The organism is Pseudomonas chlororaphis subsp. piscium (assembly GCF_003850345.1).
Lineage (GTDB): Bacteria > Pseudomonadota > Gammaproteobacteria > Pseudomonadales > Pseudomonadaceae > Aquipseudomonas > Aquipseudomonas piscium.
Genome location: NZ_CP027707.1, coordinates 3,651,709 through 3,671,663, shown reverse-complemented (window position 1 = coordinate 3,671,663; position 19,955 = coordinate 3,651,709). Strand labels below are relative to the sequence as shown.

The following is a 19,955-nucleotide window of genomic DNA, read 5'->3' as shown; positions in this document are numbered from 1 at the left end:
TTGCGATGTCCCGCACGATCCGTTTTCACAAGTTTGGTCCGGCCGAGGTGCTCAAGTGCGAAGAGCATGCGGCCGCTCTGCCTGCGCCAGGCGAAGTGCAGGTGCGTGTCGAAGCGATCGGCATCAGTTGGTACGACGTACTCTGGCGCCAGAACCTGGCGTCCTCCCATGCCCGCCTGCCTTCCGGCCTTGGCCATGAGATGGCCGGCGTGGTGACTGCGGTCGGCGAAGGCGTCGACGACCTGGCCGTTGGCGACAAGGTGGCCAGCTTCCCGGCCGAAAGCCCGAACGATTATCCGGTCTACGGCGAGCTGATTGTCCTGCCACGCTCGGCGCTGACCCGCTACCCCGATGTGCTCAGCCCGATCGAAGCAGCGGTGCATTACACGCCGCTGCTGGTGGCCTACTTTGCCTATGTCGACCTGGCGCGGGTCAAGCCCGGGCAGTTCGCCCTGGTCACCGATGCCAGCCACTGCGCCGGTCCGTCCTTTGTCCAGCTGGGCAAGGCGCTCGGGGTACGGGTAATCGCCGCGACCAAGACCGCTGAAGAGCGTGAGTATCTGCTGTCCCTGGGTGCCGAGAAGGTCATCGTCACTGAAGAGCAGGACCTGCTCATGCAGATCAACAAGTACACCGACAACCGTGGCGTCGACGTGGTGTTCGATGGCCTCGGCGGCCCGCAGATGTCGATGCTCGGCGACGTCCTGGCGCCACGTGGCAGCCTGGTGCTGTACGGCCTGCAGGGCGGCAACCAGACGCCGTTCCCGGCCTGCGCGGCGTTCCAGAAGAACATCCAGTTCTTCGTGCACTGCATCGGCAACTTCACCGGCAAGCCCGAGCTGGGCATCATCCAGGACCAGGTAGCCTTGCAGCGTGCCTTGCGCGACATCAACCAGCTGACGGCGGATCGTGTGCTGCTGCCGCTGAAGACCCGGGTCTTCCCGTTCAACGAGTTCGTCGAAGCCCACCGCTACATGGACGAGTGTCCTTGTCGCGAACGGGTCGCACTGCAGGTCGAACCGGCCTGATCCTGACGCCAGGGTTCGCCATCGCGCACTCTGGCGTTTCTGTCTTCGCGGTCACTCCCTTCTTTAATTCCCGCCTCGATCCTGACTGTCTTCTGTGCAGCAGTCGGCCAGGGCCTAGTTGCGCCTGCTTATTGTGCAAGCCTCCACGGATAGATCCCGTCGCGTTGCGGTCAAACTGCCAGTAAACTGCGCAGCACTCACCGAACCACCCATTTCCCGAGGTTTTGCATGACACTCAGTCCTTTTGCGGGCAAACCGGCACCGACAGAATTGCTGGTCGATCTTCCGCGACTGGTAACGGCCTACTACACCGGCCAGCCCGATGCCGCCATCTCTACCCAGCGTGTCGCCTTCGGCACCTCGGGGCATCGTGGCAGCTCGTTCGATCTGAGTTTCAACGAATGGCACGTCCTGGCCATCAGCCAGGCGATCTGCCTGTATCGCCAGTCCCAGGGCATCGATGGCCCGCTGTTTGTCGGCATCGACACCCACGCGCTGTCCACCCCGGCCGGCGCCAGCGCCCTGGAAGTACTGGCCGCCAACGGCGTGACGGTGATGATCGCCGCGGGCGACGAGTACACCCCGACGCCGGCGGTGTCCCATGCGATTCTCTGCTACAACCGCGGTCGCACCAGCGGCCTGGCCGACGGCATCGTGATCACCCCGTCGCACAACCCGCCACAAAGCGGCGGCTACAAGTACAACCCTACCAACGGCGGCCCGGCCGACACCCACATCACCAAGTGGATCGAAGCCAAGGCCAACGAGCTGCTGGCCAACAAGCTGGCCGGCGTGAAGCGCATCAGCTACGAGCAGGCGCTGAAAGCCGACACCACCCACCGTCACGACTACGTCAACAGCTACGTCGCCGACCTGATCAACGTCATCGACCTGGACGCCATCCGCAACGCCAAGCTGCGCCTGGGCGTCGATCCGCTGGGCGGAGCAGGGGTGCGCTACTGGTCGGCGATTGCCGAGCACTATCGCCTGGACCTGGAAGTGGTCAATAAGGAAGTCGATGCGACTTTCCGTTTCATGTCCGTCGACTGGGATGGCCAGATCCGCATGGACCCGTCGTCCAGCTATGCGATGCAAGGCCTGATCGGCCTGAAGAATCGTTTCGACGTGGCCTTCGGCTGCGACCCGGACCACGACCGCCACGGTATCGTGACCCCGACTGGCGGCCTGCTGGCGCCGAACAACTACCTGGCGGTGTCCGTCGACTACCTGTTCCAGAACCGTCCGCACTGGCGCGCCGACGCGGCGGTGGGCAAGACCGTGGTCAGCAGTGGCCTGATCGACCGCGTGGCCGCGCGCCTGGGCCGTCGCCTGTACGAAGTACCGGTGGGCTTCAAGTGGTTCGCCGACGGCCTGTTCGACGGCTCCCTCGGCTTTGGTGGCGAAGAGAGCGCTGGCGCCTCGTTCCTGCGCAAGGACGGCGGCGTCTGGAGCACCGACAAGGACGGCCTGATCCCGGCCTTGCTGGCCGCGGAAATGACTGCCCGTACCGGTCGCGACCCGAGCCAGGCCTACCGCGCCTTGTGCGACGACTTGGGCGAGCCGTTCTCGGTGCGCGTCGATGCCAAGGCCAACCCGCAGCAGAAGGCGCTGCTGAGCAAGCTGTCGCCGGAGCAGGTGACCTCGACCCAGCTGGCCGGCGAGAGCATCCAGCAGATCCTCAGCCATGCGCCGGGCAACGACCAGGCGATCGGCGGCCTCAAGGTCATGACCGAGAACGGCTGGTTCGCCGCGCGTCCATCGGGCACCGAAGACATCTACAAGATCTACGCCGAGAGCTTTATCGGCGACGAGCACCTGAAGCAGTTGGTGCAGGAAGCCCAGACCCTGGTAGACGGCGCGATCAGCGGCTGATCCAGCGGCGTTTCGCGGCAGACAAAAAAGGGGCGACCAAGCGGTCGCCCCTTTTTATTGCTGCTGTGTCTTGTAGGAGCGAGGCTTGCCCGCGATGGCTGCCGTTTGAGCGACAACTATCTTCAGCTAGAACGGAAAGGGCTGCTTTGCAGCCCATCGCGAGCAAGCTTCGCTCCTACAGAAGCTGATTCTCAAGCCAGGTCCACCAGGACGATTTCGCTGTCCTCGAGGGCGGTGACCCGCAGCAGGCGTTCATCCTCGACCGCGACACCGTCTCGAGCTTCGGCGCGCAAGCCGTTGACTTCAATCACCCCGGTCGCCGGCACCAGGTAGGCCCGGCGCCCGTTGTCCAGCGAGTACTCGGCGGACTCGCCGGCCTTCAGGTTGGCCGCCACCAGCCGCGCGTCGGCACGAATCCGCAGGCTCTGGTCATCGCCTTGTTTGCCGCTGGCCAGGGTCACGAAACCTTCGCGCTGGCCTTTGGGGAACGGCTTGGCGCCCCAGGACGGCGCGGAGCCGGCCTCGTTGGGGATGATCCAGATCTGGAAGATCTTGGTTGCGCCGGCTTCCAGGTTGTATTCGCTGTGGGCGATCCCGGTACCGGCGCTCATCACCTGCACGTCGCCAGCCTCGGTGCGGCCCTTGTTGTCCAGGTTGTCCTGGTGGGTGATCGCGCCTTCACGGACGTAGGTGATGATCTCCATGTCCCGGTGCGGGTGCTGCGGGAAGCCGGTGCCGGGGGCGATCACGTCGTCGTTCCACACGCGCAGGTTGCCCCAGTTCATGCGTTTGGGGTCGTAGTACTCGGCGAACGAAAAGTGGTGGTGGGCATCCAACCAGCCATGATGGGCGCCGCCCAGGGATTTGAAGGGTCTGAGTTCAAGCATGATCCTCTCCTGTCAGGGTTCGTCATGGGCGCCTTGGTTGAGCCGCAGAACGAGACCGGTGGGTTGATGGCGCTCATCATCCATCAGCAAAGCATCGATAAAAAGCGCAAAAAATGCCGTGATCCGATCTAATAAGTAGATATGTTTTGTAGCCTTTCTTCTGCTTTCAAACATTCAGTTCATGGCTTAAGTGAATGACCTGTAAGCATTTCACTAGAAGTCAGCGGCGAATGAGGCGACCATAGGCGCCCTTGTTCCCGTGCAGTCCATACCGCCTCATACCTGGAGTCAGCGTGCCGCAACACAGCCCCGATCTTCCTCCCGAACTCTTGCCCCTGGCCGAAATGCCGCTGCTCAAGCGCTTGGCGGCCAGGTTCTTCGGTCACGGCCTCAGTCGCTTGCGTGCCCAGCATCGCGCGTCCTGGTTGCATGGCCAGGCGGACGGCTTTCGCAGCGGGCACACCGCCGGGGTGGAGTATGGTTACCAGGAGGGCAAGGCCGAAGGCCTGGAGCAGGGCCGTCAGGTGCTGCTGATTCGCGACAGCCGCTCCACCGAGCATCCGGCCCCCGGGGTAGACGACTATCTGTTCGATGACTGGCGCCTGCCGCTGGGCGCCGAGCTGAAGAAGCGCATCAAGGCCGACGTTGGCCGCCTGCTACCGGCCCATGCCCAGCCCAGCAGTGCGCAATGGAAGATGATCTTCAGCGAAACCCCGTCCACTTCGGTGATCGCCGGCGCTGGCGCGGGCAAGTCGACCTCCCTGGTCCTGCGCATCCTGCTGCTCAATCATTACCTGGGCTTCGAACTCGACTCGATGACCGTGGTGACCTTCACCCGCGAGTCGCGCAAGGACTTCATCAACAAGCTGATGGAGGTGTTCGCGCTCTGGGGCCGGCCCCTGGGCCTCAAGGAGGCGCGGGAGCTGGTGCGCACCTTTCACTCGCGCATCCTGCCGATGGTCCGTAGCCTGCCGGGCTTCGAGCGCCTGCAGGCGTTCGAGAACCTCAGCGATCGCCCGGCGGCGGGGGATCTGGAGGTCGACAGCAATCCCTTCGACCTGCGGATCAACGACGCCCAGCGCAAGCACCTGAATGCCTGTTACCACGCCTTGCACCGGCGTGACGGGCGTTTTCGCGAGGCGATCAAGCCGTTGCTGCGTCACGCCCTGCAACTCAAGGAGCTGGAGCGTGATCACCCGGACGTGCAGAAACGCATGGCCGTGACCGAACTGGCGGCCAAGCGCGACGAAGAGCTGTGCGACACCCTCGAAGATCTGTGGTTTCGCGCCGGGGCCTGGCCGATCAAGGGCATCGAGCCGAACCGGCAGACGGTGGAGATCAACGGCTCGCAGTTCCATTGCCATGGCTACGTCGCCGAACTGGATGCCTGGGTGGTGCTGGGGTTCGACCCTCGGGAGAACCCGCAGCTGAGTCGCCCCGGGTCGAAGCTTTCGGTGCGCGCGGAGTGGGCGGTGAAGCGCACCCTGTTTCAAGCTTTCTTCCGTAAGCCAATGATTTGGCTGGATAGTTACGAATCGGCAAAGCGCGTCCTGTCGTCCCTGGCCGGGGATGCCAGCGCCGGGCCGGGCTTCGATTACAAGGTCAAGGGCGAGCTGGCGTCGGCGCCGCTGCTGGACTGTTTTGTCGCCGCCGCCGGGTTTATCGAGAACCTGGGGCTGGATGTGTCGGTGGCCGTAGGGCAGATGGTATTTGCCCGGGACGACCCGGACCGCTTTTTCTTCGAGGCCCTGAGCCTGTTCTGGCGGGCGCTGGACGACCATCTGCTCGACCAGTCGCCGCCGATCATGAGCTACAACCGCATGTTCTCGCTGTTCGGCGAGAACACCCCGGAGAACTTCAAGCTGCTCAGCGATGAGCGGCTGCGGCCGATGTCGCACCTGATGATCGACGAGTTCCAGGACGTCTCGCCGCAGATCGTCTCGTGGATTCGCGCCAGCCTGCGCGAGATCCGCAGTCGCGGGCCGGCAATGCATGTCGGCCGTGGGGCGCAGCGCTCGTCGTTGCTCTGCGTGGGGGACGACTGGCAGTCGATCTACGGCTGGCGCGGCAGTTCGCCGAAGTACTTCATGGAGTTCAACAAGGAATTCCCGTCGCCGGCCACCAGTCGGGTGATGCTCAGCGAGAACTATCGCAGCCATCAGCACATCATCGACGCGGCGGAACATATCGTCCGCGCGGCGCCGGCGATAGCCGGGAAGAAGGCCAGGGCCAGCGGCGAGCCCAAGGAAGTGCTGCCGGTGAATGTGCTGGATCGGGACGACCAGGGACTGGCGGCGCGGCTGGCGGAACACTATCGCAACGGCGATTCAATCCTAATGTTGTTTCGAAAAAATAGCGATAAGTTATTGATTGAAGAGCATATTTTACCAATAGTTAATGTGGATTCTAGATTGCCGACCGAGGAGCGACGCCTCAAGCAACTGACCTACCACAGCTCCAAGGGCTTGCAGGCGGATGCGGTGTTCCTGCTCGGCGATTGCCAGCACCTGACCAGTTCGCCCTATAAGAACCAGGTCTATCGCATGGCCGGGCTGGGCAAGGATGGCGACAGCGAGCCCTACGACAATGCGCAGAAGGACGAGACCCTGCGCCTGGCCTATGTCGGTATCACCCGGGCGGTGAAACATTGCTACTGGTATGTGGACAGCCCGGACACCCAGGCGGCCAATGCGCCCAAGGCATCGGACCGGATTCCCCAGGGCAAGCCGTTCTTCGCCGACCTGCGGGCATGAAAAAGCCCGCGCAACGGCGGGCTTGAGAACAACCTGGGGCGGGTCAAGAAAAGAGAGCAGCCCTAGGCTTTCAGGGCGAGTGGCGGCATGAACGCTTCCAACTCGTCTTCCACCGCCTCGATTATTCGTTCGACATCGGCGGCGTTCATCACGGTGGCGCAGGGGATGCCGGCAATGGCGATCATGGTCTCGCCGCTGGCACGATCGAAGAGCCGGGCGATCATGCTGCCGGGTGCATCCATGCTGGCCTCGAAGCCCATGGGGTGAAAATGCCAGCGCATCAGCTGGCAGGCGTTGGGAAAGGTGACTTTGCTGGCGGAGACACTATTCATGAATTGCCCACCTTGTTCATTGAGCGCTTCCTTGTGCTCGCGGTAGGTACGGAAGGGCCGTCACTGGACCAACCTGTGGAGCTTTTAAAAATAGCACCGGGTCATGACATTCAAGGGTTTTTTTCAGGCCGTTTGGCGATTGCCCTGCACTTTTTTGATGCAGGTCATTTCCGGCAGCGGTTTCGGCAAAACGCCAGTATCCAGGGGCCATGCATTGGCCATTGAAGCGCCGGACAAACTTCGGCAAGCTGCGCCTTTCCGTCCCCCGAGTACCTTAATGTCTGCCCTTGATGATGGCCCGGCGCAAACCCAGGCCACCGGCGAGACCGTGCTGCGCTATCACCTGTGTTGGAAGCACCGCGACCTCGATGGCGTCATGGCGCTGTATCACCCGGAAATCCAGTACAACGACTTTTTCCAGAACCGCACCCTGGGCCTGGACGAGCTGCGCGAGTACGTGCGCAACAGCATGCCGCGCGCGCCCGACGAAGCCCTGGAGCACAGCGACCGCATCCGCCTGGATGGCAATACCGCGTTCATTCAATACCAGGTGACCCTGCGCGGCGGGCAAGGCCTGGTGTCGTTTCGCGCCAGCGAGGCGATCACCGTGCGCGACGGCCTGATCTGGCGCGTCAACGAATACGCCTCGCTGGTGCGCGAGGCGCCGCCGAGCAAGGCCGGTGGCGGCGCGCGGCCGGCGGCCAGCCGTCTGGGCCTGTCGCCGCGCCAGCTGAGCTTCATGGCCGAGGATCTGCAACAGTACTTCGAGCGCCAGCAGCCGTACCTCGACCCGGAGCTGGATTTGCAGCGAGTGGCGAAGGAGTGCGGCTACAGCCGCAACCAGATCTCCTACCTGCTCAACCAGGTGCTGGGGCAGAGTTTCTACCGCTATGTGAACCAGGCACGGCTGCAGCATCTGCTGGCGGCGCTGGACAAAGCCGCGCCGCCGCTGCGCATCGACGAGCTGGCGTTCGCCGCCGGCTTCAACTCGCTGTCGGCGTTCTACAGCTGTTTCCGCCAGCACACGGGCTTGTCGCCCAAGGCCTACGCCAAGCAAATTTCTTTGCGTGCACGCGCGCAAGACAGCCCCTGAGCCCAGGCACTAGGATCGCCGCATTAGAAGTTCGGGTGTCGGAGTCCGTATATGCCAGCGTGGCGCAACATCAGTTTGTGGATGGATCAGCTCGACGAGCCGCTGCTGGCCCGGCCGTCGCTGGAGCAGGACCTGGATGTCGACGTGGCGATCATCGGCGCCGGTTATACCGGGCTGTGGACCGCCTATTACCTCAAGCGCCTGGCGCCGACCCTGAACATCGCCATCGTCGAGGCGCAGACCGCCGGCTTCGGCGCCTCCGGGCGCAACGGCGGCTGGCTGATGGGCAACCTGCTGGGGGAGGACCGGCTGCTGGCCGGGCTCAGCGCGCAGCAGCGCCGCGCCTCCTTCGACTTGCTGCACGGCATTCCCGATGAAGTGGCCAGCGTCCTTGAACGTGAAGGCATCGACTGCGATTACCGCAAGGGCGGGGTGCTGTACTGCGCCGCGCGTTACCCCGAGCAGGAAATCACCCAGCGTCGCTACCTGGACAAGCTCTACAGCCAGGGCCTCGACGAGCGTGACTACCGCTGGCTGAGCCCCGAGCAACTGGCCCGGCAGATCCGCGTGGCCAAGGCCTACGGCGGTATCTACGCGCCCCACTGCGCGACCATCCAGCCGGCGAAGCTGGTGCGTGGCCTGGCGCGCGCCGTGGAGCGTCTGGGCGTGCCCATCTACGAAAACAGCCCGGTCAGCCACTGGCAGTCGGGCAGCCTGCAAACCGCCAGGGCCAGCGTGCGTTGCCGCTGGATAGTGCCGGCGGTGGAGGGCTATTCGGTGACCTTGCCGCCCCTGGGCCGTTACCAGCTGCCGGTGCAAAGCTTGCTGGTGGCCACCGAGCCCTTGCCGGCCGCGACCTGGGACGAGATTGGCCTGAGCCAGGGCCAGGCGTTCAGCGAAAGCAGCCGCCAGGTCACCTACGGCCAGCGCACCGCGGATAACCGCCTGGTGTTCGGCGCTCGCGGCGGTTACCAGTTCGCCGGCAAGTTGCGCCATGACTTCGACCTGACCCGCAGTGAAGTCGAGCTGCGGCGCTACCTGTTCAGCGAGCTTTTCCCGCAGCTGAAAAATGTGCGGATCACTCACTCCTGGGGCGGCAACCTGGGCATGTCCCGGCACTTCCGACCGCACATGCTTTGCGACCGTCGGCACGGCATCGCGCTGTCCGGCGGCTACGGCGGCGAAGGCGTGGGCGCCAGCAACCTGGGTGGGCGGACCCTGGCCGAGCTGATCCTCGAACGCGACAGCGAGCTGACCCGCCAGCCCTGGGTGATCACCGAGGGCGGCCTCGACGCCTTGCGCGCCTGGGAGCCGGAGCCGTGCCGCTGGCTGGGCTACAACGCGATCATTCGCAGCTTCGTCCATGAAGACCAGACCCTGGCCAACCCGGCCACGCCGCCCTGGCGCCGCCGGCTGGCCAGCCGGGTGGCTGGTTTCATGGAAGGCCTGATGCATTGAGGCTGCTTTTTCACAGAGGGTTTCACAGCGGTTTTTCCATCGACAGGTAGCGCCATGAGCATCACTCAATTCAAGAACACCGCCCACGTCACCCTGGAGCAATCGGCCCCGGTGGCCGTACCCCTGGGCAACCCGGTCGCCGTGACCTCGGTGACCTGCGTCGAGCGCAACGACGGCGTCGAAACCGGCATCTGGGAGTGCACGCCTGGGCGCTGGCGGCGGCAGATCGTCGCCCAGGAGTTCTGCCATTTCATCCAGGGGCGTTGCACCTTCACCCCAGACAATGGCGAACCCCTGCTGATAGAAGCCGGCGATGCACTGATGTTGCCGGCCAACAGCACCGGGACCTGGGACATCCAGGAAACCGTGCGCAAGACCTATGTGTTGATTTTCTGATCCTTTGATTGCCTGCCAATAAAAACAACCCACACAGGAATCGCCCCATGATCCGTAGAAAACCGGCTTTATCGCTGTGCGCGCCGTTGCTGCTGGTGGCTTCATTCAGCCAGGCGGCGGAGACCGTGAAGATCTACAACTGGTCGAGCTACATCGCCCCGGACACCCTGAAGAACTTCCAGAAGGAAACCGGCATCGGTTTCAGCTACGACGTCTATGACAGCAACGAAACCCTCGACGGCAAGCTGATGACCGGCCGCTCCGGTTATGACGTGGTGTTTCCCTCCAACCACTTCATGGCCCGGCAGATCGAGGGCGGGGCGCTGAAGAAGCTCGACAAGAGCCAGTTGCCGAACTGGAAGAACCTCAACCCGGTGTTGCTCAAGGCCTTGCAGACCAACGACCCGGGCAACGAACACGGCTTCCCGTACCTGTGGGGCAGCACCGGGATCGGCTACAACGTCGCCAAGGTCAAGGCGGTGCTGGGAGACAACGCGCCGGTGGACTCCTGGGACCTGATCTTCAAGCCCGAATACATGCAGAAGCTGCAGAAGTGCGGGGTGGCGATCCTCGACAACGGCCCCGAGCTGCTGCCGGCGGCGCTGAACTACCTGGGCCTGCCGCACCACAGCAAGAACCCCGAGGACTACAAGAAGGCCGAAGCGTTGCTGCTGAAGATCCGGCCTTACGTCAGCTACTTCCATTCCTCCAAGTACACCGGCGACCTGGCCAACGGCGATATCTGCGTGGCGGTGGGTTTCTCCGGCGACGTCCTGCAAGCGGAAAGCCGGGCCAAGGAGGCCAAGAACGGCGTGGAAATCGGCTACGCGATTCCCAAGGAAGGCGCGCCGATCTGGTTCGACATGGTGGCCATGCCCAACGACGCGCCGGACGAAAAGGCGGGGTACGCCTATATGAACTACCTGCTGCGCCCGGAGGTGATGGCCGAGATCACCAACCATGTGCACTACGCCAACGGCAACGAGCAGGCCGACAGCCTGGTCGACCCGGCCATCAAGAGCGATACCAAGGTCTACCCGAGCCCGGACATGATGGGCAAGCTGTTCGCCCTGGAAGCCATGCCGCTGAATATCGACCGGATCCGCACCCGGGTGTGGAACAAGATTCGCACCGGCAGCTGAGGCATTGCCGCCGTTCCCCGCTTTGGCGACCGCCGGCGGGGAGCGCGGCCTTCACTGGTTTATCTTCAGCCGTGCCGCCAGCAGCACCCCCAGAACCTCACGCCCATGGTCGGTAAGAAAAGCGCCGCCCGCGCCGATCAGGTGCGTCATCTCGGGGCGTTCGTCGCATCGACCTTTCTGTCAATTGTCCGCGGACAATGGCGGGGTACGAGGGGGGATCATGCGCTTCGTACCAGTCGATTCAAACGCTGAAGCCAAACGCAGCAGCGTCGAATCGTCATGGGCACGACCGGCAAAGGTCAGTCCAACCGGCATGCCTGTGTCCGGCATGACGCCCATCGGTACGGTGACGGTGGGCACGCCCAGGTGGCGGATGGCGAGGTTGCCGTTGGCGACCCAGATGCCATTGCTCCAGGCGATGTCCGCTGACTGCGGATCGACGTCGGCATTCGCCGGGCCAACGTTGGCAACTGTCGGGAATAGCACGGCATCGAGCTCAAGCCGATCCATCCAGTCTTCAAGGTCGATCCGACGCGTCTGTTCAAGCCCTCGAAGTCCGCCAGCAAGAGTGGCGATCTGGTCCCAAGGGGTAATGCCACGCTCGGCCATCTGCACGTACTCGCTCATGTCAATGGCAAAGGCACCCTGCTGACAGGGCAGAGTGCCTGGATCGTGTGGAAAAATCTGCTGCCCGTCGACGTCGACCAGACGGTGCAATTTCGGATCGTTGTTGGCCCGTAGAAAGTCATCGAATGCCCAGGCCGAAAGATCCCACAATTCATGGTGCTGGAACTCTTCAGGCACTAGTCCGCGATTGAACACCTTTGACGCGCCAGGGCGATCACCCTCGTAGTTGGAGACCAGAGGAAAGTCGACATCAAGCACTTCGGCGCCCGCGGCTTCGAGTGCCTGGCGAGCTTGTTCCCAAAGGCCGATCACCGAAGGATGAGTGTTGATGCGCTGACCGGTTGGCCCACCAATACCCGGCGCCTCGGAGGTGCCGGCTTGCGGATCGGCGTTAATGTACATGCACGGAACGCCGAAGCGCTTTCCAACGAGTGCTCCACTGTTCGCCGCCAGCGACACATAGGAGGCTGGACGCACCGAAGCCACGCTCGGGATCGGCACCCAGGGCTGCATCCGCCACAGATCGCCGCGTGTGTCGGGGTCTTCGGCGACCACCACGTCGAGCACCTCAAGGAGGTCCCCCATGGTTCTGGCATAGGGTACGACAACGTCCATCGTTGGTACCAATGGCCAGTTGCCGCGCACCGAAATCACCCCGCGCGAAGGTGTATAGGCACACAAACCGTTGTTCGAGGCAGGCCCCCGGCCGCTCGACCAGGTTTCTTCCGCCAGGCCGAAGGCGGCGAAGCTGGCGGCGGTGGCGCTACCCGCGCCGTTCGACGAACCCGAGGCGAAGGGCGCGGTGAGGTAGTCGGCGTTGTACGGGCTTTCCGCGCGGCCATAGACCCCGCGCTGCATGCCGCCGTTGGCCATGGGCGGCATGTTGGTCTTGCCCAGGCAGATCGCCCCGGCGGCGCGCAGCCGTTCGATGGTGAAGGCATCGCGATAGGCGATCAGCTTGGCGAAGGCGGGGCTGCCGGAGGCTGCGGTGAGGCCCTTGACCAGATAGCTGTCCTTGGCCGTGTAGGGAATGCCATCGAGCGGACCCAGGGTTTCGCCCTTGGCCCGGCGGGCATCGGAGGCCTGGGCTTCCTTGAGCGCGTCGGGGTTGCGCACCACTACCGCGTTGAGGGCGGTGGGGGTGTCGAGGCCATTGTAGGCATCGATCCTGGCGAGATAGGCCTGGACCAGTTCAACGGCCGTTGTCTGGCCGGATTCGAGTGCGACGCGCAGTTGGGCAATGGAAACTTCGGTGACCTCGATCATGCTGCCGCCGCCGACTGCTGATGGTTGAAAAGGTGATTGTTTCCATCACGCTGGAACTCGGACTTAAGGGCATCACTAAACTCAAAATGGACTTTCATAGTGGTTCTCGTTGCACTGAATTATGCGGCAGGTTCGGGACTTACAACCTGTGAGTTCTACTTAGCAATCAGCAGGGGAGGCGGAATTGATGTAAGGATTCGCACGCCGTTGTCGGCGCCTGACCGAACAGCGACGGTCTGAAGCAGACCGTCGCTGAACTAATCCAAACCTCTGATCGGGCGCCCCTGGGGCCCTTTAGCAACTGTGGCTTCGGCAACAGCCATAGAGTCTGTGCCAAGCCTCCATCTTGTCGGACTCAGACACCTGACTTGATTCTTGTCCAGGCCCGGGTTCGTGCGCGCTCCGCCTCTCGGGGCAGCGGTTTCACGCTGTAGAGCGTTTTCATGGTCGCTTCGGTCGGGTACAGGTTCGGGTTGTTGCGGATCGCCGGATCAACCAGTTCAGTGGCGTCCTTGTTCGGGTTCGGGTAGCCGACAAAGTCGCTGATTGGCGCGATGACTTTCGGTTCCAGCAAGTAGTTGATGAAGGCGTAGGCGTCTTCCGGATTTTTCGCTGATTTCGGGATCGAGAGCATGTCAAACCACACGGGTGCGCCTTCCTTGGGCAGGCGCATGTCGACCACCACGCCATTCTTGGCGTCCTTGGCACGGTTGTTGGCCTGGAAGAAGCTACCGGAATAACCGACTGCGACACAGATATCGCCGTTGGCGATGTCGGCCATGTACTTGGACGAGTGGAAGTAGGTGATAAACGGACGGACCTTCATCAACAGTTCTTCAGCCTTGGTGTAGTCGGCCGGGTTGGTGCTGTTGGGGTCCAGGCCGAGGTGTCGCAGGGCCAGCGGCAGAATCTCCGACGGCGAGTCGAGCAGGGCCACGCCGCACTGCTTGAGCTTGCTGATGTTCTCTTCCTTGAAGATCAGGTCCCAGCTGTCCACCGGTGCGTTATCCCCCAGCGCGGCTTTGACTTTTTCCGGGTTGAAACCTATCAGGACGGTGCCGTACATGTAGGGCACACCGAATTTATTGCCCGGGTCGTTGTCTTCGACCAGCTTCATCAGATTGGGATCGAGGTGTTTCCAGTTTGGCAGCTTGCTGCGGTCCAGTGGCTGGAACACGCCCGCCGAGATCTCTTTAGCGAAGAACATGTCGCCCGGGTTCACCACGTCATAACCGGAGTTGCCGGTGAGCAGCTTGGCTTCCAGGGTTTCGTTGGTGTCGTAGACGTCGTAGACCAGTTTGGTCTGCGTGTTCTGGGCCTTGAAGTCTTCCAGAGCCTTTGGGGTTATGTAGTCGAACCAGTTATAGACCCGCAAGGTGCGATCTTCGGCATGGGCGAGAGAGCTGAGCAGGCCGAGCCCGCAAAGGGCTTTACCAAGCAAGCGAAGGGGGCTGTTCTTGATCAATTTTAATCCAACCTTTGTAGGAACTATGTTTAAACGCAAACGTGCGTTAGATAAGTATTTTCTGGATGTCGAAAGTGTGTTCATACACAGCACTCTTCTTTCGGAACTGACAACAAGGGGTCTTGAAGTTCTGTCAGCAAATTGGCAATCCATTCGCGTTGATGGGGTTGCAGCGTTTCTCCTGTCATACCTTGCATATCAGCAAGATTGGGATCGGTAATAGCAGTGGACTGCTCGCTCAATGTCTCAATAACGGCTAGGCCCATGTAAATCTCATGCCGGATAAAACCGGTCTTCATTGCACAAACCCTCGCCGAACTGCCATCAAATCGACCAAAGAAAGTGATGAGCGAGTCAGTAGGGTAGGAGGAAGGTCAGGAGGGGGGAATGCCTCTATCGGGGTAGGTGAGTTCTTTGGCGTCGCCGCATTCCTCAACCATGACTATGGTCATCTCCAGCTACTGCGCCCTGTGCAGCGATGAGCCGCTCGGTGCGGTTTCGCATCGGGCGGATGTACGTCGTATCTTGAGCTTTCTACTGCCTGGAATGCAGTAGTCCGAAATAAGCACCCGGGGTAATAAAGTCCTGATCGACGTCCTTGGCGACCAGGGCGATTTATTACGAAATAGCCAGGCTGCTCTTGGCGGTGCTTTTCGTCTGAGGGGCGTCAATGAAGAGGTAGAGCTCATTCACCCTCTGGCGCTCTGCAGCATTGGCGGGGAAGAGCAGGGTGATGGTTACGTACACCACGAAGTTCACAGCTAAAGCAACCACTCCCGAGGTCAAACCCTCCAGTTGAGGCAGGGAGGTCGGAAAGTACCACTGTAGAACCCCGGCACACACGAATCCGCTGATCATCGAGCAGACCGCGGCTGCAGCAGTTCCACGTTTCCAGAAGATCCCGAGGAAAATGGTTGGAGCCAGTTGGACTATGCCCTGGTATGAGGTCATTGCAAGAGTGATCAGGTGACTGGATTTAGTGGTTGATACCGCGAAGACTGCTGCAAGGATGGTCAGTATTGCTACGGTCAATTGTCCAATGCGGTGGTTCTCAATCCGACGCTCTTGCAGGACCCCAACGATGTCATTCGCGGTCTGTGCGCCGAGTGCTTGCAGATTTGCGCCGACGTTACCCATGGTTGCTGCTACCACGCAGATGCCGGCCAGAGTCACCACGAGCACCCCACCGACTTCAGCTGCGATGAACCATACGGCGTCCGGAGACTCTTGAACCCCGGGAAGCGTCGAGGCGCTCAAGGCCAGCAGAGTGATCGAGGTGCCGAATATAAGCAGAATGGGTGCGACCTGAACTGCTGACTTCTGGATTGTCCTGGTGCTACGAGAAGCAAAGAGCCTGACGAAGATGTCCGGCCAGCACCATCCACCCAAAGCGCCAGTGACGATCAAGGAGAACAGGTACAGAGGCCCGAGCTCGCTACCAGGGCCTGGAATGGTGAACATGCTGGAACTGGATTGCCCGAATCCATGTCCATTGGTGGTCAGCCAGACCAGCAGACCAAGCGCGATAAGTGTCCCGATCAGGTAGGCTGCGATTCCTTGGATCATGTCGCTGACGATGACGCCCCGGGCGCCGAAGCGGATGGTCCAGATTTGACGAGCGACAATCAGGCCGATACCGATGAAGACTGCAGTGGTAGCACTTACAGCACCGAACGATAAGTGCGTGAAAACAAGTGTCAGAGATTGCATGCCCAGCACGATCCACGGGAAGGACGCGATGATGCCTATCGCCGCGGCGACCACCCGCACGGTCTTTGAGTTGTAGCGCAGGCCGAGAAGGTCGGCTTGCGTGCGAAGGTCAAACGCTTTGCCCCACATGTGTACTGGCTTGGCCAGGAGGAACATGAGCACTACCGCGAGAAGCGAGTAGGGGACGTAGTAGAATCCGATGATTCCCGAGGATGCCGCGAAACCCGCGAAAGAGATGAAAATTGTCCCCGGAAGCCAGGTGTTCACGAACGCCATGGTTGAGTAGAAGCTACCGAAGGAACGTCCACCCGTTGCGTATTCGCTGAAACTGCCCGATCCATCGGTTTTGTGGCTCTTTTCCAGAGCATAAATAATGATCAGGAAGAAAATTAATACCCCGCCGTAGCCAATGAGCATCTGCATTTTATTCACCCTCTTGTTTTGAGCATGCCGCGATCAGCGGAAGAGACAGTGCCACGAACAAGCTTGATCCCAGGAAGTAGGTAAGGGCTTGCGTTGGTGATCCGTTTCCGAAGTGCCAATGCAACGGCGCTGCTAGCATCAGAATAAAGTCCGCTAACACGATGAGTTTTATCAAGAGTGGTTGTGATGTGTTTGAATCACGCTCGGCAATAAGTTGCGACATGGCAAGACCTTAGGTTTATTATTTGAATGGACTGAAATGTGTCGATTACATATTTTGCGAGTGTTAGCTACGGCGTGCTGTTTCGGCAGGACATTGCAGTAGCTTCCTTATCTCCATGAGATGTTCGCGCTGGTAGCTCTGTGTCTCCTGGCCGAAAAGCCCCTTCATGTCATCGAGGTTGGGGTCTGAAATGCCGGTTTTGATGCCGCTCAAGGTTTCGATAACTACAAGCCCCATGTAGGGAACAGTGTTCTGTTCATAGCCACCCTCGTGGCACATCACCAACTTTCCTTTGCATGAAATATCCGCGGCCTCCATCACTCTTTGTGTCAAGTCTCGGAAGCTATCGCTATGCAGCAACATTCGACCCAAGGGGTCGTAAGCTCCGGCATCGAAGCCGCAGGAGACGATGATCAGCTGTGGGTCGAATTCCCTGAGCGCCGGCACGATGAGTGTGTCCATCGCTCCCAGATAAGCTCCGTGACCGGAACCTGGAAGCATGGGGATATTCAGGTTGTAGCCAGCTCCTGCGCCAAGGCCGCGCTCCTCGGCACACCCACTGTCACTGGGGTAATTTCCCTTTTGGTGAATGGAGATCGTCAGTACCTTGGACGATTCCCAGAAGATGTCTTGCGCGCCATTACCGTGGTGGACATCCCAATCCACGATGGCGACGCGTTCCAGGCCATGCTTTTCGATTGCATGTTTAGCGGCAAGAGATCCGTTTGCGAAAAGGCAGAAGCCCATCGCTGCATCGGCAACAGCATGGTGCCCTGGTGGGCGAACCAGGGCGTAGGCGTTTTTCACATCCCCACGCATCACTGCATCTACGGCCTCAATGACGCCGCCTGCGGACAGTGCCGCTATGTCATAGCTACCTGCACCAAAGGGCGTGTTAGCGCTGAAGGCTCCACCTCCGGCCTTTGACATTGCCTCAAGTTCATCCAGGTAGGCAGCCGAATGAACCATTTCGAGTTCATCTCGTCGTAACGCTCGGGGGCGAATGTGAAACAAATCGTCTGTTATGCCACTGACATCCAAAAGATTTTTGAAGCGTCGTTTCGTCTCCGCTTCTTCGAATGGAGTACCAGGCTGGATCGTCAACCCTGGTTTGTAGATTCCGGCATGGCACCCCGTCGAATGCCACATGAATAGCTCATGCCAAACGAACCCAGTCCCCATTTTCTACCTCGTCATCAAATCTGTTATTAGCGTTGCAATTGATTTGCCTCATCAGCTTATGCCCTGGGGGTAGGGGAGACCATGCCGCTATAGGGGTAGGCGGGTGGTTGTGATTGGGGGAGCATGCGGCCTGGCAGCCGATTAGTAGGGAGGACGCCCTGCCAAAGGGTGGTAGCGCAACACAATGTGTCATCCAGCGGTTCGCACGCTGCTGGGGTGTGTTTCCCCTGTACAGGCTTTGCTTGGGTTTTTTAGAGGCAATGCGCCTCACGAACTTGAATTCGATGAGGCGCTTGAGTGATCAGAAGAGGTAGGTGGCGTAGACTTGAAAGGCAGAGAAATCCTTATCTCCAAACACTTCTTTGGCCGCCGTCTTCGGCTTTACCAGATTGTACGAGAGAGTGATGTAGGCGTTCTTTGTAAGGGTGAGGTCAGCGAAAATAGCGGCTTCATCTGCAAACTCTTTGCTGCTTACAGCCGTGCCGTAATAATTTCTTTTGTCCAGGTCGAAGTCGTAATACGCGGCACCCAGGGTCACCTCGGGCGTTATAGGGAATGCTGCCTTCCACATTCCAACCACTTCGTTGCTGTTGTTTAGCAAGTAGTTGCCAGTGATGTCACCGATTACCCAAGCGCCACGCTCCATGTAGCCTTTGGCCAGAGGGTCCCAGCTTTCTCGCTTTCCGTCGGTAGCGTCGTCGTCTCCAGAAAATGCCGCATAGCGGTAAGTGATCTGTGGTGTCGCGGGCAAAGCAGAGAACGTGTATGCAGCCTGGGCATACCAAGCGTTCCCTTTGAACTCGACGCCTTCACCGCTTCCACGTTGGACTGCATATTCAGCGTCGAGAGTCAGATCATCAATGCCTGGCAACTTCATTGACATAAGTCTGAAGTCGTAGACGTTCATTCCGTTCTTCGGGGCTGTGCGCTGGAAATTTGAGTCGGTATCGCTCACATGGATGTACGCTGCACCCAGCTTGCCGTAGGTGGAGTTGTAATCCATGTTGATGCCCGACAGCTTTTGATGACCCATGTGCTTATCGGTCGTAACGGTAAATGCTTCTGCTGAGAAAGCTGATTTGCCCGCATAACGAAGGATGATGGTGTCTTCAAACGCTCGGCGCGGATCTCCCCAGTACGTTCCTTCGTCGAGCATCCCTAGATGCCCATCCGCGACGATGAAACCGTTGCCGATCACGTAGCTTTGACGGCCTGCACTTATACTCAGATCTTTGTATTGGGCGCCTAAATAAAGATCTTCCCAACTGGTCCTGCCATCTCCCCCACGCGTGTATCCGCCGGCATCACCGTCGCCACTGGTGTGGGTTGTGATGAATGATAGACCCGAGAAAAATTTCACGGAATCATTCAGGTCGTATTTAAGTTCAAGTTTTGGTTTTAGGAATGTTTCGAACCAGTCTGCACGATCTCCGTGATTCTCTCCGTTACGGTAATCAATCTGGCCAAGACCAAAGTTAACTCCTTTTGTTGAGAGTGCCGCTCCGCCTACCAACACGCTGGTGCTGCCACTCAGGTCGCCGTAAGTAAAGTTGTATTCGGCTTTCGCTACTGGAAGTTGTGTTGCTGCTATAGCGGTAAGTGTGACGCCACTAATATTTTTGAAAAAACTTGGCCACAGCCTGTTGCTGTTCCCCATAACACTCTCCGAACTTTTATTGGATGGGTAGCGATACCCTTTTTATGAGAAGTGCGAAGCGACCGTTGACGCTATTTTTAAGCCCTAGCATCTGCGAATAGCAGTTTCGTCTTTGGCGGTCGCACTAAATTACCTTACTGGAGAGATCTGGCACGAGACATACCCCTATTGGGGCAATTTGCTGGAAAAGCATCAGCTTGCGTCGGGTATTCGGGAAACCTTCAACGACGGCATTCAAGCAAAGTGCCGTGGTTTGATCATCTGGGTGCTCTGTGCAACTTCCAAAGCGTGTATCTGGGAAACTTCGACCACATGGCGGTACCGCTCTTCAAGGTAGCGCGGCTGGTGAGGCCAGAGGAGAGTATTGACTTGGGGGGGCTGGCGGGTCCGCTTGCTGGGCGTACGAACGCCCGCGCCTGCGGGCGTTCTCGCGCGCTTTCA

General features: G+C 60.1%; 17 protein-coding genes. 7 read left to right on the top strand and 10 right to left on the bottom strand.

Annotation, left to right across the window (positions count from 1 at the left end; genetic code table 11):
- The first annotated feature begins 5 nt into the window (after positions 1-5).
- Together C4K38_RS16780 and pgm are read left to right on the top strand one after the other, a co-directional pair.
- A complete protein-coding gene (locus C4K38_RS16780) occupies positions 6-1,028 on the top strand; it encodes a zinc-dependent alcohol dehydrogenase family protein (protein ID WP_009049241.1) in 1,023 nt (340 codons plus the stop codon).
- 228 nt (positions 1,029-1,256) lie between these two features.
- Positions 1,257-2,900 carry a phosphoglucomutase (alpha-D-glucose-1,6-bisphosphate-dependent) gene (gene pgm, locus C4K38_RS16775; RefSeq protein ID WP_053279349.1) on the top strand — a complete coding sequence of 548 codons (1,644 nt, stop codon included), beginning with the start codon at positions 1,257-1,259 and terminating at the stop codon, positions 2,898-2,900.
- A 191-nt stretch (positions 2,901-3,091) separates the two neighbouring features.
- On the opposite strand, the gene C4K38_RS16770 is transcribed toward pgm, so the two are convergent.
- Both C4K38_RS16770 and C4K38_RS32310 read right to left on the bottom strand, forming a co-directional pair.
- Entirely contained in the window at positions 3,092-3,787 is a 696-nt protein-coding gene (locus C4K38_RS16770) for a pirin family protein (RefSeq protein ID WP_053279348.1), read from the bottom strand.
- Between the two features lie 12 nt (positions 3,788-3,799).
- A complete protein-coding gene (locus C4K38_RS32310; RefSeq protein ID WP_155772916.1) occupies positions 3,800-3,961 on the bottom strand; it encodes a hypothetical protein in 162 nt (53 codons plus the stop codon).
- A gap of 119 nt (positions 3,962-4,080) precedes the next feature.
- On the opposite strand from C4K38_RS32310, the gene C4K38_RS16765 reads away from it, so the two are divergent.
- A complete protein-coding gene (locus tag C4K38_RS16765) occupies positions 4,081-6,540 on the top strand; it encodes a UvrD-helicase domain-containing protein (RefSeq protein ID WP_053279347.1) in 2,460 nt (819 codons plus the stop codon).
- 62 nt (positions 6,541-6,602) lie between these two features.
- Here the strand turns inward: C4K38_RS16765 and C4K38_RS16760 are convergent, their stop codons facing one another.
- Positions 6,603-6,872: a DUF1652 domain-containing protein gene (locus tag C4K38_RS16760; RefSeq protein ID WP_025808720.1), complete on the bottom strand. Its 270-nt coding sequence runs from the start codon at positions 6,870-6,872 to the stop codon at positions 6,603-6,605.
- Between the two features lie 277 nt (positions 6,873-7,149).
- Between C4K38_RS16760 and C4K38_RS16755 the strand changes: the two genes are divergently transcribed.
- Genes C4K38_RS16755 through C4K38_RS16740 form a run of 4 tightly spaced genes read left to right on the top strand, consistent with a single transcriptional unit; the run spans position 7,150 to position 10,961 of the window.
- The gene (locus C4K38_RS16755) at positions 7,150-7,965 is read left to right on the top strand and encodes a helix-turn-helix domain-containing protein (RefSeq protein ID WP_053279346.1); all 816 of its coding nucleotides are present in this window, start codon (positions 7,150-7,152) and stop codon (positions 7,963-7,965) included.
- Between the two features lie 51 nt (positions 7,966-8,016).
- On the top strand, positions 8,017-9,423 hold the full coding sequence (locus tag C4K38_RS16750; protein ID WP_053279345.1) for an NAD(P)/FAD-dependent oxidoreductase: 1,407 nt from the start codon (positions 8,017-8,019) through the stop codon (positions 9,421-9,423).
- A gap of 54 nt (positions 9,424-9,477) precedes the next feature.
- Positions 9,478-9,819 (top strand): cupin domain-containing protein, encoded by a 342-nt coding sequence (locus C4K38_RS16745; protein ID WP_025808723.1) that lies wholly within the window; start codon positions 9,478-9,480, stop codon positions 9,817-9,819.
- 47 nt (positions 9,820-9,866) lie between these two features.
- Positions 9,867-10,961, top strand: a complete 1,095-nt coding sequence (locus C4K38_RS16740) for a polyamine ABC transporter substrate-binding protein (protein ID WP_053279344.1) — start codon at positions 9,867-9,869, stop codon at positions 10,959-10,961.
- Between the two features lie 180 nt (positions 10,962-11,141).
- Here C4K38_RS16740 and C4K38_RS16735 read toward each other — a convergent pair whose 3' ends face one another.
- From C4K38_RS16735 to C4K38_RS16700, 7 genes are all read right to left on the bottom strand, one after another.
- The gene (locus C4K38_RS16735; protein ID WP_053279343.1) at positions 11,142-12,854 is read right to left on the bottom strand and encodes an amidase; all 1,713 of its coding nucleotides are present in this window, start codon (positions 12,852-12,854) and stop codon (positions 11,142-11,144) included.
- A gap of 355 nt (positions 12,855-13,209) precedes the next feature.
- The gene (locus tag C4K38_RS16730; protein ID WP_053279616.1) at positions 13,210-14,316 is read right to left on the bottom strand and encodes a polyamine ABC transporter substrate-binding protein; all 1,107 of its coding nucleotides are present in this window, start codon (positions 14,314-14,316) and stop codon (positions 13,210-13,212) included.
- Between the two features lie 83 nt (positions 14,317-14,399).
- On the bottom strand, positions 14,400-14,618 hold the full coding sequence (locus C4K38_RS16725; RefSeq protein WP_155274289.1) for a hypothetical protein: 219 nt from the start codon (positions 14,616-14,618) through the stop codon (positions 14,400-14,402).
- 319 nt (positions 14,619-14,937) lie between these two features.
- A complete protein-coding gene (locus C4K38_RS16715; RefSeq protein ID WP_053279342.1) occupies positions 14,938-16,452 on the bottom strand; it encodes a sodium:solute symporter family protein in 1,515 nt (504 codons plus the stop codon).
- Position 16,453: 1 nt separating this feature from the next.
- Positions 16,454-16,675, bottom strand: a complete 222-nt coding sequence (locus tag C4K38_RS16710; protein ID WP_124345290.1) for a hypothetical protein — start codon at positions 16,673-16,675, stop codon at positions 16,454-16,456.
- Positions 16,676-16,738: 63 nt separating this feature from the next.
- A complete protein-coding gene (locus C4K38_RS16705; RefSeq protein WP_197678036.1) occupies positions 16,739-17,824 on the bottom strand; it encodes a class II histone deacetylase in 1,086 nt (361 codons plus the stop codon).
- Positions 17,825-18,158: 334 nt separating this feature from the next.
- Positions 18,159-19,514: an alginate export family protein gene (locus C4K38_RS16700; RefSeq protein WP_081001519.1), complete on the bottom strand. Its 1,356-nt coding sequence runs from the start codon at positions 19,512-19,514 to the stop codon at positions 18,159-18,161.
- Positions 19,515-19,955: the final 441 nt, after the last annotated feature.

Coding starts and splice junctions, on each gene's coding strand:
- C4K38_RS16725 (WP_155274289.1), bottom strand. CDS start 14,618: ATGAAGACCGGTTTTATCCGGCATGAGATTTACATGGGCCTAGCCGTT.
- C4K38_RS16755 (WP_053279346.1), top strand. CDS start 7,150: ATGTCTGCCCTTGATGATGGCCCGGCGCAAACCCAGGCCACCGGCGAG.
- C4K38_RS16715 (WP_053279342.1), bottom strand. CDS start 16,452: ATGCAGATGCTCATTGGCTACGGCGGGGTATTAATTTTCTTCCTGATC.
- C4K38_RS16705 (WP_197678036.1), bottom strand. CDS start 17,824: ATGTGGCATTCGACGGGGTGCCATGCCGGAATCTACAAACCAGGGTTG.
- C4K38_RS16770 (WP_053279348.1), bottom strand. CDS start 3,787: ATGCTTGAACTCAGACCCTTCAAATCCCTGGGCGGCGCCCATCATGGC.
- C4K38_RS16760 (WP_025808720.1), bottom strand. CDS start 6,872: ATGAATAGTGTCTCCGCCAGCAAAGTCACCTTTCCCAACGCCTGCCAG.
- pgm (WP_053279349.1), top strand. CDS start 1,257: ATGACACTCAGTCCTTTTGCGGGCAAACCGGCACCGACAGAATTGCTG.
- C4K38_RS16745 (WP_025808723.1), top strand. CDS start 9,478: ATGAGCATCACTCAATTCAAGAACACCGCCCACGTCACCCTGGAGCAA.
- C4K38_RS32310 (WP_155772916.1), bottom strand. CDS start 3,961: ATGTTTGAAAGCAGAAGAAAGGCTACAAAACATATCTACTTATTAGAT.
- C4K38_RS16710 (WP_124345290.1), bottom strand. CDS start 16,675: ATGTCGCAACTTATTGCCGAGCGTGATTCAAACACATCACAACCACTC.
- C4K38_RS16780 (WP_009049241.1), top strand. CDS start 6: ATGTCCCGCACGATCCGTTTTCACAAGTTTGGTCCGGCCGAGGTGCTC.
- C4K38_RS16750 (WP_053279345.1), top strand. CDS start 8,017: ATGCCAGCGTGGCGCAACATCAGTTTGTGGATGGATCAGCTCGACGAG.
- C4K38_RS16740 (WP_053279344.1), top strand. CDS start 9,867: ATGATCCGTAGAAAACCGGCTTTATCGCTGTGCGCGCCGTTGCTGCTG.
- C4K38_RS16735 (WP_053279343.1), bottom strand. CDS start 12,854: ATGATCGAGGTCACCGAAGTTTCCATTGCCCAACTGCGCGTCGCACTC.
- C4K38_RS16700 (WP_081001519.1), bottom strand. CDS start 19,514: ATGGGGAACAGCAACAGGCTGTGGCCAAGTTTTTTCAAAAATATTAGT.